The sequence below is a fragment of the Mesorhizobium sp. WSM4312 genome, assembly GCF_002294875.1.
Taxonomy (GTDB): domain Bacteria; phylum Pseudomonadota; class Alphaproteobacteria; order Rhizobiales; family Rhizobiaceae; genus Mesorhizobium.
Genome location: NZ_NSFU01000009.1, coordinates 267,228 through 278,790, shown reverse-complemented (window position 1 = coordinate 278,790; position 11,563 = coordinate 267,228). Strand labels below are relative to the sequence as shown.

At 64.7% G+C, this 11,563-nt stretch carries 13 protein-coding genes and 1 pseudogene; 8 read left to right on the top strand and 6 right to left on the bottom strand.

Translation table 11 applies throughout. From position 1 onward, the window contains the following. Positions 1-99: 99 nt before the first annotated feature. The 3 genes from CK228_RS17400 to CK228_RS17390 all read left to right on the top strand — a co-directional run bounded on the left by CK228_RS17400 (position 100) and on the right by CK228_RS17390 (position 1,752). Entirely contained in the window at positions 100-438 is a 339-nt protein-coding gene (locus CK228_RS17400) for a hypothetical protein (RefSeq protein ID WP_095788639.1), read from the top strand. 28 nt (positions 439-466) lie between these two features. Beyond that, positions 467-1,177: a phosphatase PAP2 family protein gene (locus CK228_RS17395; protein WP_095788638.1), complete on the top strand. Its 711-nt coding sequence runs from the start codon at positions 467-469 to the stop codon at positions 1,175-1,177. A 296-nt stretch (positions 1,178-1,473) separates the two neighbouring features. After that, a complete protein-coding gene (locus CK228_RS17390; protein ID WP_095788637.1) occupies positions 1,474-1,752 on the top strand; it encodes a helix-turn-helix transcriptional regulator in 279 nt (92 codons plus the stop codon). Between the two features lie 371 nt (positions 1,753-2,123). Here the strand turns inward: CK228_RS17390 and CK228_RS17380 are convergent, their stop codons facing one another. The 3 genes and pseudogenes from CK228_RS17380 to CK228_RS17370 form a co-directional block, all read right to left on the bottom strand. Then, positions 2,124-2,750 carry a DNA-3-methyladenine glycosylase gene (locus CK228_RS17380; protein ID WP_179295959.1) on the bottom strand — a complete coding sequence of 209 codons (627 nt, stop codon included), beginning with the start codon at positions 2,748-2,750 and terminating at the stop codon, positions 2,124-2,126. Beyond that, positions 2,735-2,866: pseudogene (locus CK228_RS17375) on the bottom strand (nuclear transport factor 2 family protein); the annotation flags it as partial. The pseudogene CK228_RS17375 and the gene CK228_RS17380, both read right to left, overlap by 16 nt. 111 nt (positions 2,867-2,977) lie before the next feature. Further along, on the bottom strand, positions 2,978-3,832 hold the full coding sequence (locus CK228_RS17370) for a PQQ-binding-like beta-propeller repeat protein (protein WP_095788634.1): 855 nt from the start codon (positions 3,830-3,832) through the stop codon (positions 2,978-2,980). Between the two features lie 113 nt (positions 3,833-3,945). On the opposite strand from CK228_RS17370, the gene CK228_RS17365 reads away from it, so the two are divergent. Both CK228_RS17365 and CK228_RS17360 read left to right on the top strand, forming a co-directional pair. Further along, positions 3,946-4,740: a helix-turn-helix transcriptional regulator gene (locus tag CK228_RS17365; protein ID WP_095788633.1), complete on the top strand. Its 795-nt coding sequence runs from the start codon at positions 3,946-3,948 to the stop codon at positions 4,738-4,740. Positions 4,741-4,999: 259 nt separating this feature from the next. Beyond that, positions 5,000-6,376, top strand: a complete 1,377-nt coding sequence (locus CK228_RS17360; protein ID WP_095776158.1) for an adenylate/guanylate cyclase domain-containing protein — start codon at positions 5,000-5,002, stop codon at positions 6,374-6,376. 183 nt (positions 6,377-6,559) lie between these two features. On the opposite strand, the gene CK228_RS17355 is transcribed toward CK228_RS17360, so the two are convergent. From CK228_RS17355 to CK228_RS17345, 3 genes are all read right to left on the bottom strand, one after another. Next, positions 6,560-7,330, bottom strand: coding sequence for a lipo-like protein (locus tag CK228_RS17355; RefSeq protein WP_245438055.1), 771 nt, complete (start codon positions 7,328-7,330; stop codon positions 6,560-6,562). A gap of 112 nt (positions 7,331-7,442) precedes the next feature. Then, positions 7,443-8,387: a CHAD domain-containing protein gene (locus tag CK228_RS17350; RefSeq protein ID WP_095788632.1), complete on the bottom strand. Its 945-nt coding sequence runs from the start codon at positions 8,385-8,387 to the stop codon at positions 7,443-7,445. Beyond that, positions 8,384-8,857, bottom strand: a complete 474-nt coding sequence (locus CK228_RS17345; protein ID WP_095788631.1) for a CYTH domain-containing protein — start codon at positions 8,855-8,857, stop codon at positions 8,384-8,386. Before CK228_RS17345 ends, CK228_RS17350 begins: the two co-directional genes overlap by 4 nt. 90 nt (positions 8,858-8,947) lie before the next feature. Here CK228_RS17345 and CK228_RS17340 point away from each other — a divergent pair, with 90 nt between their 5' ends. Genes CK228_RS17340 through CK228_RS17330 form a run of 3 tightly spaced genes read left to right on the top strand, consistent with a single transcriptional unit; the run spans position 8,948 to position 11,558 of the window. Beyond that, positions 8,948-9,691 carry a DUF1956 domain-containing protein gene (locus CK228_RS17340; RefSeq protein ID WP_095788630.1) on the top strand — a complete coding sequence of 248 codons (744 nt, stop codon included), beginning with the start codon at positions 8,948-8,950 and terminating at the stop codon, positions 9,689-9,691. Next, entirely contained in the window at positions 9,688-10,641 is a 954-nt protein-coding gene (locus CK228_RS17335; RefSeq protein ID WP_095788629.1) for an HlyD family efflux transporter periplasmic adaptor subunit, read from the top strand. Before CK228_RS17340 ends, CK228_RS17335 begins: the two co-directional genes overlap by 4 nt. After that, positions 10,638-11,558, top strand: coding sequence for an ABC transporter ATP-binding protein (locus CK228_RS17330; RefSeq protein WP_095776152.1), 921 nt, complete (start codon positions 10,638-10,640; stop codon positions 11,556-11,558). Before CK228_RS17335 ends, CK228_RS17330 begins: the two co-directional genes overlap by 4 nt. Positions 11,559-11,563: the final 5 nt, after the last annotated feature.

Sequence of the window (11,563 nt, the reverse complement as noted above, 5' to 3'; positions counted from 1 at the left end):
CAAGACCTTCGTTAGAACGAGGTCGCTTGACGTGTCGAGGCGCTTGGGAAACAAGGTCCGCGGCACATGCGGCGGCAGCCGCTTCGAGGGGATGGGACGTTGAGTTTTTCGGGACTGCTGCAGCTTGGCTTTTCGACGGTGATCTTCCTTTTGGCGGCAACCGCCGCCAAGCAATGGGGACTGGCGCCGAGCCTGGGCAAGATCCTGTTGACGCTCGCGCTCTACTCCCTGGGCAATCTGATCATGCTGCGGCTGATCCGCGAATTCGGCATGTCGGTGTCGTTCAGCCTCTCGGCGGTCATCCAGCTGGTCTCGGTCAACGTCGTGGCGCTGGTGTTCTTCGGCGAGCGCGTCAACGCGCTGCAGGCCACCGGCATCGTGCTGGCGATCGCCGCCGTGGCGCTGATCACGCTCGGGCCCTATCTGCAGGGGAGTTGATCGAGATGAAGATTGCGACACCGGCCCGATGAAAGACACCGCAAGCACCCTGCTCAACCGCATCGAATTCCCGGTGCTGCTGGCCGGCCTGGTCATCGCCGGCGGCCTTTGGGGCTTCGTGGAACTGATGGAGGTGGCGCGGGCAACCGCGCCGCACGCCTTCGACACCGAAATCCTGCTTGCCTTCCGCCAGGTTGGCCAACCGGCAATCCCGATCGGCCCATCGTGGCTGGAAGGCGCCATGCGCGACATCACCAGCCTCGGCAGCGCCAGCGTGCTGGTGCTGATCACTTCGGCAACGATCCTCTATCTGCTGTTGATCCGCCGGCCGGGGACGGCCCTTCTCATCTTCGTCGCCGTGGCCGGCGGCCAGGTGCTGTCGAGCCTGCTGAAAGTCGGCGTCGACCGGCCGCGGCCCGAGCTCGTTTCGCATCTGGTCAGCGAGACGTCGCTTTCCTTCCCGAGCAGCCATGCCATGCTGTCGGCGGTGACCTATCTCACACTCGGTTCGCTCGCGGCGCGCTTCCTGCATGGCAGGGCGACGAAGATCTACGTCTTGTCGCTGGCCGTGCTGACGACGGTGCTGGTCGGCGTCAGCCGCATCTATCTCGGCGTCCACTGGCCGTCGGATGTGCTGGCCGGCTGGTGCGCGGGCTTCGCCTGGGCGATGCTGTGCTGGCTGGTGGCGCGGGTGTTGCAGCGCCGCAAGGTGGTGGGCGACGATGCCGACGGCGCCTGACTGCACCCTCGGGCTTGCGCTCAGATCAATCGGTTGATGAGGTGTCCACCACAGCCTGCCAGAACCAGAACCATCGAAAGCAGGCATGCCGATGTCATCAAGGTCTTGAAAATATTCAACCGCGTTACCCCTGCCCAGATGGGCAACACCCTAGCCTGCAATCCTCGGGAAGTATCGGGAAAAATGGACAATCAGGCGAAGGCGCTTACGCGTCAAAACGTTTATATTGATGCTTGAAACATCATGACAATGGCATTACACATTATTCCTGCAAACTCAGACATGAGGTCCGGCCGATGATCACTGCCGCGCAGATGCGTGCCGCAAGGGCCTTGGCCGGCATCGACCAGAAGACGCTCGCCGAACGCGCAGGCGTTTCGCTTCCGACCATCCAGCGCATGGAAGCGAGCGATGGCGTGGTCCGGGGCGTGGTCGATACGCTGATGAAGGTCATCCAGGCGCTCGACGAGGCCGGGGTGGAGTTGATCGGCGAGAACCAGGCCAGCGAACGCGGCGGCAGGGGCGTGCGCCTCAAACCCGCCGTGCCGCCAGATCGCAGGGCTGAGCCGGCATAAGTCGCGACGGCGACCGCCGACATTCCTGCCGACGGTTCCGCCGCCTTCATGTGCGGAAGGCAGTCCATGGATCAGGCACGGCAGGCAGTGCATCAACCGACCCATAAGTCGGCTCGAGGGTGGGCCCACGGGTCGACAAGCCCGACATTTGCCGAATTGTTCACGCCCAAGCTGGTGACGGTCTGGCGCGAAGGCTACCACCTGCCGGGGCGTCTGCGCAAATACGGCGCACCCTGATCAACCACGGCGTCAAGCGACCGCTGGTGACCTATGCCGCCTCGATCAGCGATGCACGGACGCAACTGGCGGAGAAATGAGAGAGGCAGCCCCTTCGCAGCCAGCGTCCCTCAAGGGAGGAGGGCTGCCGGCCGTCATGGGTTGAGCGAGCTCGGACCGCTGACGAACGGGCTTCCCCTGACATAGAACCGTAGCAGCCTGTCCGCATCCTTGGTGATGCCGATCCTGATGCCCTGCCCGATGTCGCCGGCTTTTTGGCCGTCCTTCGCCAGCCATAGAGGCCCTTCCCGGCAAAGGTCGAGCCCGTCGAGCGACCGGTCGATCCGCAGCGCCGCCGCCAGCCTGCCCGGCCCGCGCGCCAGGTCACGCAAGCGCTCGACGCCGCGATTCTGACGCATGATGGCGATGCCCTCGAGCGGCTCGAGCGCCCGGATCAGGACGCCGGTTCCGGTACCTTCCGCCTCGCTTGAGACATTCAGCATCATGGAGACGCCATAGGCGAGATAGACATAGGCGTGGCCGCGCTCGAGGAACAGCGAGCGGTTGCGCCGGGTCATCCCCCTGAAGCCATGCCCGGCGGCGTCGCCCACGACATAGGCCTCGGTCTCGACGATGCGGCCGCTGACCATGCCCTCTGGCAAATCGCGCACCACCAGCTTGCCGATGAGGAAGCGGGCGAGCGCGACCGTCTCGCTAGGCAGCTCCGGACGGGCGATCGGCGGATGATCTTCCCCATGGCTCACGGCATGCGCTCGCCCGATTGCGGATAGTCGAGCACCGCATCCTCCCGGTAGATCTCATGCTCCGCTTCGAAGTCGCCGGCATCGGAGGCAGCCCAGTGACGATCCAGAGCCGTGGGGATGCCCCAGTCCTCCATGGCAATGTCTTCCATCGCAATCCTCCTTGACCATCATCGTGGGATGGACCGTCGTAGCACGGTCCATCCCACGGCCGTTAGCGAGAGGTCGCGCGGATCGGCCCTGAGCCCTCAGTCGAGCTTCAGTGCCGCGATTTCGCCCTCGTTCATCAGCGGCACGTAGAGGATCGACTTGCCGTCGGTGCCGATGTCGGCGCTGCCCGGCTTGAAATGCGCCACCGCTTCCGGCGCGCCGCCGGCCTTGTAGCGGTAGAGCGTGCCGGTCATGTAGGCGGTGGCATAAATGGTGTCGCCAACAGCGATGACGCCGTCGAGGTCGGCGAATTTCTGCGCGCCGGGCAGCGGCGAAATCGCCTTGCTGGCGAGATCGATGGCGAGCAGCCCGCCCGGCTCCGCCGTGCTGAAGTCGGGCTTGATGCCCTTGCCCCAGGAGGCGACGATCAGCCTGTCGCCGTCGGCGAAGACGCCGTTGGGCGAAGCCAGCAGCGCATCGCTGACGAACAGCTCCGGCCGGTCGCCATCGACGCGGTAGATCGTGTCGGCCAGCATGTCGCTGACATAGACCTTGCCCGTGTGGTCCGAGGTCATGTCGTTGAGGAAGACGGCATTCGGCACCACGATGCTGGCGATCAGCCTGCCGCTGGCCAGATCGACGACGCGGACCTTGGTGATGTCGGCGACATAGAGCTTGCCGCCCGATATCGCCATGCCCTTGGGCGCGTCCATGCCGTCGGTCCAGTGCTGGGTGATCGTCTTGCCGTCGAGGGACAGCACCGAGAGATAGCCATTGCCGTCGGCAGCGCCGGGATTGCCTACGATGTTGGAGACGATGATGCGGTTGTTGGCGGCGTCGAACAGCGCCGATTCCGGCTGTTCGAAGCCCGTGGCGCGCCAGAGCTCACCGGCCTGGGCGACTGGTGCGGCGGCGATACCGATGGCGACGACAAAGGCTGAGAGGCGGTTCATGGCTGTTCTCCTGTGATGACAGGCCAGACCTAGGATTTTCGATACTTTTCGGAAAGCCTAATTGCCGCTAGTATCAAATATCGATACGTAACCGCTGGCAAGAGGTGCATCCCATGAACGGTCTGATCTTCGAGGCGCTGAAGCGGACGCTGAAGGCCAAGGGCGTCACCTATCGCGAGCTTGCCGAACGCATGGGCGTTTCAGAGCCGACGGTGAAGCGCATCTTCCACGAGCGCAACTGCAAGCTCGACCGGCTGGTGGAGATCTGCACGGCCGCCGGCGTCGAGCTGGAAAACGTGCTAGGCTCGATGAACCGCGGGCCGGGACCGGTCAACCACATCGCACCCGAGATCGAGCGCCGGCTCGCCGGCCGGCCGGCGCTGCTGTTCATCTTCGTCATGCTGTCGGAGAAGTTCACGCCTGAAGGCATCATGCGTTCGCAAGGCCTGAGCGAGGCCTCGATGTTCCTCTATCTGCGCGACCTCGAGGAACTCGGCCTGATCGCGCTCGGCCGGGGTCTCACGGCAAGACTATTGGTCGAGACGCCGATCCAGTGGAATTTCGAAGGGCCGCTGAGGCCGCTGTTCGAGATGACCAACAAGAATTTCATCGGCTGGGCCATCACCCATATCGACAAGGAGGCGACCTTCGTCAGCTTCTCCAGGCGCATGCGGCCGGAAACGGCGGAGATGGTGCGGCGCGAGGCCGAGGAACTGGCCGAGCGCGCCAAGCTGCTCGCCCATCACGACCAGCATACGACGCCCGAGGACGGGCTCACCGGCTACAAATTCACCTTTGCCTTCGGCGCGACGCCGTTTCCCGCGATCATGCCGATCGGCTCGCACCCGCGCGATGCCGGCGCCCAGCCCGCCGCTCCTGCAAAGGGACGCCGTCCCTTGCCGGCCTGACCAATCATCCCAAGCAGGATTGCATCTGGCGGCTGAGCATGTCGCGCCCGCTCCGGCGGCGCCGACTGCCACCATTCGCCACCAGCTTGCCGACCGGACGAGCCATGCGACCGGCGATGCCGACCGCGCCCATAGGGCGCGCTGGGATAGAACAGATCCGGCACCAACATTCGTGATAGGATTCGCGCACCGATTTGCCAGACTGTAGAGGACGGCTTGCCGAATGCGTGACACGCCCCCGTGAAATCGAAGTGATCCTATGCCGACCGCACCAACACTTGAACTTCGCCGCTATTCGCGCCTGAAAAATTTGCGGGCGCGCGCAGAACGCCACGGTGCTGCATTGCAGTTCTGGGCGCGTACGGCATCGCTCGCCGTGATCTTCTGCTTCTTTTCATTGATCAGCCGCTGGGATGCTTCGCTGCTCTTCGTGCTGGCGGGCCTCGTGCTGTTCCAGCTCGTCGGCCTGATCCAGTTTCTCTTTGCGCGCCGTCGCACGGCGCGATGGTGGATCGGTTACCTTGTCGGTACGCTGGACATCATTCTGTTGACCGTTCTGCTGGTAACGCCCAACCCGTTTTCCCTGGAGGTCGCGCCGGCCGCGATGCAACTGCGCGAGGGCAGCTTCAAATTCCTGCTGATTTTCGTATGCCTTGGCGCGCTGACCCTTTCGACACGATTGGCGCTCTATCTCGGTGCGCTCGCGGCCTTGACGTGGGCGATCGGGGTGGGATGGGTGATTGTTCATCCGGGGACCGTCATTCCGGCGACGAACCTCTATTCGCTGCCGGTGAAAGAGCGACTGAACCTCTACCTCAACCCCAATTTCGTCGATACATTCGCTCAGGCGACCAACGTGTTGGTCGTGCTGATTATCGGCGCGATCATGGCGCTGGTCGTCTCTCGTTCCCGGCGTCTGTCGGAAGACTATGTCAAGGCAGAGCGCGCCCGCGCCAATCTCGCCCGGCATTTTTCGCCCAATGTCGTCGACCAGCTCGCCACCGATGACGAGCCCTTCGGCCCGGTCCGCCGGCAGGATATCGCGGTGCTGTTCGCCGACATTGTCGGCTTCACACACTATTCCGAGGATCATCCGGCCGAAGCAGTGTTCGAACTTCTGCGTCAGTTCCACCGTCGCATGGAGCAGGTCGTTTTCGACCACAATGGCACCGTCGATAACTATATCGGCGATTGCATCATGGCGACATTCGGGGTTCCGCAAGCCAGCCATGACGACGCCACTCGCGCCATCCAGTGCGCTGAAGCGATGGTCGCCGCTCTCGAAGACTGGAATGTGCAGCGGGTGTCCAGGGGATATCCGCCGCTGGACGTTCGGATCGGTGCACAATATGGCGCAGTCGTCATCGGCGCGGTCGGCAGCGAGCGCAATCTGTCCTTCGCGGTGGTGGGCGACACCGTCAACGTCGCCAGCCGTTTGCAGTCGCTCTGCCGGGAGCTTCAGGCGAATATTTGCTTTGGGTCACGACTGATTGAGGCCGCGAAGGCGGAATCGCCCACGGCACGGTTGAATGCGCGCGATCATGGGCCGGTGAGCATCCGCGGCCGCGACGAACCGGTCCATGTCTGGGTCGAACGCAGAGCTGAAAGCCAGGGCACCGTCGCGGTCTCGGCATGATGCAGGCCGCCATGTGAAACGCCTGCACCTCGGCCGGATAGGCCGCGCTACAGGGGCATGTCCTGACCTAGAGCAATTCCAGGAAAAGTGTGAAACGGTTTTCCGTCCGGAATTGCGTTAAAACAAAGAGTTAGAGCGGGTTGCCGTTTCCGTGAAACGGTGAACGGCTCTAGGCCGAAGCCATCACGTGTCTGGGACGATTGCTCCAGCCTTTGCGGCTCCGGCGTCTGTGCTTGCCTTGTCGTCCCAGACCATCTGCCGGTAGTCGAAACCATATTCCAGCGTCGGCTTGACGATGCGGAAAAACGGCGACAGGTCGAAGTCGCGCGGCGTGTAGAGCGAGTGGTGGCGAATGTGCAGGATCTCCTTGCGCATATAGCTCGATTGCGCCGACGCGCGGCCCGGCGCACGGGTGATCTCGGGCAGGATCGGGTAGTGGATCTCGCCATAGGCCTCGGCGATGAGCGAGGAGCAGATGGCCCGCGTCGGATTGCCGGAGCCGAAGGCCAGCATGCGGCGGCGCCAGCGCACCGGCACCGGCGGCGTCGGAAAGAAGTAGCGCAACATGTCGAAAATGTTCTTGAGGTCGTATCTCAGGCCAAGCTTGCCGATCATGAAGGCGACGACATGATCGCGGTCCTCCGGAGTGAGCCCGCTCGCCCGGCAGATGCGGGTGTTGTAGGTGCGATAGCGCGACAGCGGTACCGCCACGCAGCCTTCGCCGAGCGTCACCTCGATCAGCCGCCGCCGCTCGGTTCCGTCCTCCGGTTCGGCCAGCGCGTCGCCGACATAGAAGGCCGCATGCGACCATGTCGACTGGGTGAGGTATTTGATCGCCGCCGAAATCTTCTGGTTGCCTTCGATCAGCAGGATGTCGCCCGGCTCCAGCGTGCGGCGCAGCGTCTCGGCGTCGGATGGCGTATAGGGCTCATAGCCGGAGGATTCTTGCTGCAGCCGGCCGGCAAGCCAGCGGCCAAGTCAATCCAGAAGCGTGTCGCCGGGCTCGGTCATGGTAGAGCGTGACTAGCACGGCCCGGCGGGGGAGTGCCAGCGCGCCGGCGTTTGGTCAGACGGCGGAAGCGCTCGTCTCGTCATGCGGCGTCGGGCTGGCCAGGTCGTCGCGCGCCTTGCGGGCCAGTTTGCGTGTCGAGCGCTTGGGGCTGTCGCCGAACAGCTCAGCCGCCTCGGCAAGGCAGGATTTCCTCAGGCGCTTCTCCGAACGCTTCAAGAGCTTGCCGAGAAGCTTTGTGTCCTGGTGCGGCCCCAGCGGCTCGTCGTCCGCCTCGAGCAGGGCGCGCATGACGAACAGGTCATGCAGTTCGCCGAGCCGCTCGCCCAGTTCATCGACCGCCTTGCGCCGCGCCTTGATCGGCGTCGGCCACAGCCGGCCCAGCAGGGACAGGTGCATGCCATGCGTTTTGGCGGCCTTGCGCAAATCATGGAAATCATTGGCTTCGCCGCGCGCGCCGGCCTTGTCGAGCGCCTTTTTGGCGCGGCGCAGGGTGACGCGTGCACCTTCGGCAAGCACGTCGGCCGCCTGTTCCGGCTGGTCGGGCAAGGCGAGGCTTTCGATCCGCTTGATGCCGTCTTCGCAGGCAGCGGTTGCCGCGCCGATCGCTGCTTCGAGGCCGGCGCCTTCATGCAAATCGTGCTGACGGGCGACCAGCCTGTCGCGCACGGCGTCGAGCCCGCCATCGGCGCTCTCCTTGGGAAAAGCCGCCGCCAGCCGGTCGAGGGTCTCGATCAGCGCCGTTGCCTCGCGCGGAGCGGCAAGCAGCGCCGCCACGTTGCGATAGCATTGGTTCTCTGTCGTGCAGAATGTTTCGGCGCCGGAATGAACCAGCCGCAGCAAGGCACGCGCGCTCTTCAGCCGCTTGCGGCATTTGTGCAGCCCCTGTTCCGGCCGGCTGCGCGCCGCATCCAGATGCTGGAGCGCCTTGCCGATCTCCGCAGCAAGGATGCGTCTGACCTCGCCGGTCAGCGGCAGGCGCGGGTCGATGCGAAAGCTCATGCGGCGATCTCCGGTATCCCCCCGAGGGCGAGCGACGCGTTGTAGAATTTCTGCTCGCCGGTCACTTCACGGCCGAGCCAGTCAGGCAGCATTTCGTCCGGCACATCTTCCGGAGTCTCGAGTTCGGCCACCACAAGTCCCGCGAGTGCACCGCCAAAGACATCGACTTCATAGAGATAGCCGCGATGCCTAACATGGTGACGTGTCTTCTCGATGACACGTCCGATGGCGAAGTCCAGCATCTCCAGGGCATCCGCCAGAGGGATCGGATATTCGTACTCGTCGCGCTCGCGAGCGCCACTGCCGAATTTGAGCGTCAGCTTGGCAGAAGCGCCGTCGCTGATGCGGATGCGGACGGTTCGCCCGGGCGCCGTGGCGAGATAGAACTGGAGGATGCCGATATCCGCCTCAGCCAGCTCCCGCCATGCGGTGCTGGAGACCAGGAACTTGCGCTCGACTTCCTTGCCCATGGCCGCGCACTAAAGCGTTTGGCGCGGGCGATGGCAAGACAACTCCGAACAGAAGTTGACTTTAATCAATCGATTGATTAAAGTACTGTCATGATCAAATTGCCCGACGCCAAAAATTCCCGCCGCGAGACATCTCCGGCGGAGCCTACCCGCGCCGCGCTCGTGCAGGCGGCGCTGAAACTGTTCGGCCGGCAGGGTTTCGATGGCACCTCGACCCGGGAGATCGCGGCCGCGGCGCAGGCCAATATCGGCTCCATCGCCTATCATTTCGGCGGCAAGGAAGGCCTCCGCGCCGCCGTCGCCGACTATATCGTCGAGACTATCCAGGCGGTCGCCTCCCAGGCACTGGCAGCCGGTCAGGCGCCAGCCGGTGGCCGTGCCGCGCCGGCGGGCGATGCGGAGGCGGCGCGCGCGCAGCTTTTCGCGGCGATAGAGGGGATCGTCGGCTTCGTCGTGGCGCAGCCGCGCGCCGGCGAGATCGTGCAATTCTTGCTGCGCGAACTGCAGCATCCCACCGCTGCGCTCGACCGCATCTATGAAGGCGTGTTCGAGCCGGCGCATCGCCGGCTATGTCATCTCTGGGAGCAGGCGACCGGCGAGCCGGCCGAAAGCGAGCGGACCCGGCTCACCGTGTTCACGCTGATCGGCCAGGTCGTCTATTTTCGCATCGGCCGCGAGGCGGTGAAGCGCCGCATGGGCTGGCACGACATCGGCGCCGCCGAGGCCGCCAAGGTCGCGGCCGTCACGACGGACAATCTCAGCGCCATGCTGGCCGCCCGAATGGGATCAAAACCCCAAATTGGATCAAAACCCCCAATTGGATCAAAACGATGAGTTTCCTCTGCTCCTTGCCGCTTGCCGCTCAACTCTTCGGCGCCTGTGCGCCCGCCGCTCCGCTCGCCGTCGGCTATGTCGAGGGCGACTATGTGCTGCTGGCGCCGATCGAGGTGGCGCAGGTCGAGACCGTCGCCGTCAAGCGCGGCGATCGCGTCACGCCGGGGGCGACGGTGGTGACGCTGGAAAGCGCCGACGCCAGGATCGCGGTGGCGCAGGCCGAGGCAAGCCTCGCGCAGGCGCAGGCGCAGCTCGCCGATCTGCAGGTCGGCAAGCGGCCGGAAGAGATCGCCGCACTCAAGGCGCAGGTCGACATGGCCAAGGCGCAGGCCGACGACGCCAAGCGCAAATACGACCGCGCCGCCGATCTGTTCAAGCGCGGCACCGGCACCCAGGCCGACTACGACACCGCCTCGGCGACGCTGGAGACCGCCAACGCCCAGGTCGGCCAGGCGCAGGCCAATCTCGCCGTCGGCGGCCTGCCGGCGCGGCCCGAGACGATCAAGGCCGCCGACAATCAGGTCAAGCAGGCGCAGGCAACCCTGCGGCAGGCCGAGTGGCGGCTGTCCAAGCGCACGCTCGCCGCCCCTTCGCCCGGCCGCGTCAACGACGTCATCCGCAATCCCGGCGACACCGCCGGCCCGACCGCGCCGGTCATCTCGATGCTGCCTGACGGCGCGGTGAAGCTCAGCGTCTACATACCGGAGGCCGCCTTCGCCTCGGTCAGGATCGGCAGCCTGCTCAGCGTCCATTGCGACGGCTGCGGCCCCGATGTGAAGGCGCGCGTCAGCTATGTCTCGCCCGATCCCGAATTCACCCCGCCGGTGATCTATTCGCTCGCGAACCGGCAGAAGCTGGTCTATCTGGTCGAGGCGCGGCCGGAGGGCGACGCCGGCCCGCTGCAGCCTGGCCAGATCGTCGATGTCGACCTTGCGGAAACGGCCAAATGAACGCCATCGACGTTCACGGCCTGGTCAAGCGGTTCGGCGACAAGACCGTCGTCGACCATGTGACGATGTCGGTCGCCGAGGGCGAGATCGTCGGCTTCCTCGGCCCCAACGGTTCGGGCAAGACCACCACCATCCGCATCATGTGCGGCCTGCTGACGCCCGACGAAGGCGAAGGCACGGTGCTGGGTTTCAACATCCGCACCGACTCGCTCAGCATCAAGCGCGAAGTCGGCTACATGACGCAGAAATTCTCGTTCTACGAGGATCTGACGATCGGCGAGAATCTCGAATTCGTGGCGCGGCTCTACCAGCTGAAACCGGTCGAGGACTATGTCGCCAGGACGCTTGATGAACTCGGCCTCGCCTCGCGCCGCGACCAGCTGGCCGGCACGCTGTCCGGCGGCTGGAAGCAGCGGCTGGCGCTCGCCGCCTGCATCATGCACAAGCCGAAATTGCTGCTGCTCGACGAGCCGACGGCCGGCGTCGACCCGAAGGCGCGGCGCGAATTCTGGGACGAGATCCATCGCCTCGCCAGCGGCGGGCTGACCGTGCTGGTCTCGACCCACTACATGGACGAGGCCGAGCGCTGCCACCGCATCAGCTACATCTCCTATGGCAAGATGCTGGCCACCGGCACCGTTGAGGAGGTGGTGAAAAACGCCGGCCTGACGACGTTCGTGGTGCAGGGTCCACAGCTCGCCAAGGTGGCCGAAGAGCTGCAGGGCCGCCGCGGTGTCGACCAGGTGGCGCCGTTCGGCGCCACGCTGCATGTCGTCGGTTCCGACAGGAAGAAGCTCGAGGCAGCCCTCGCCGATGTCGAGAAGGAGCACAAGGGCGTGACCGTGGTGCCAGGCGAAACCAGCCTGGAGGACGTCTTCATCCAGTTCATGTCGGGGTCGAAGGACAATATGGCATGAGACAA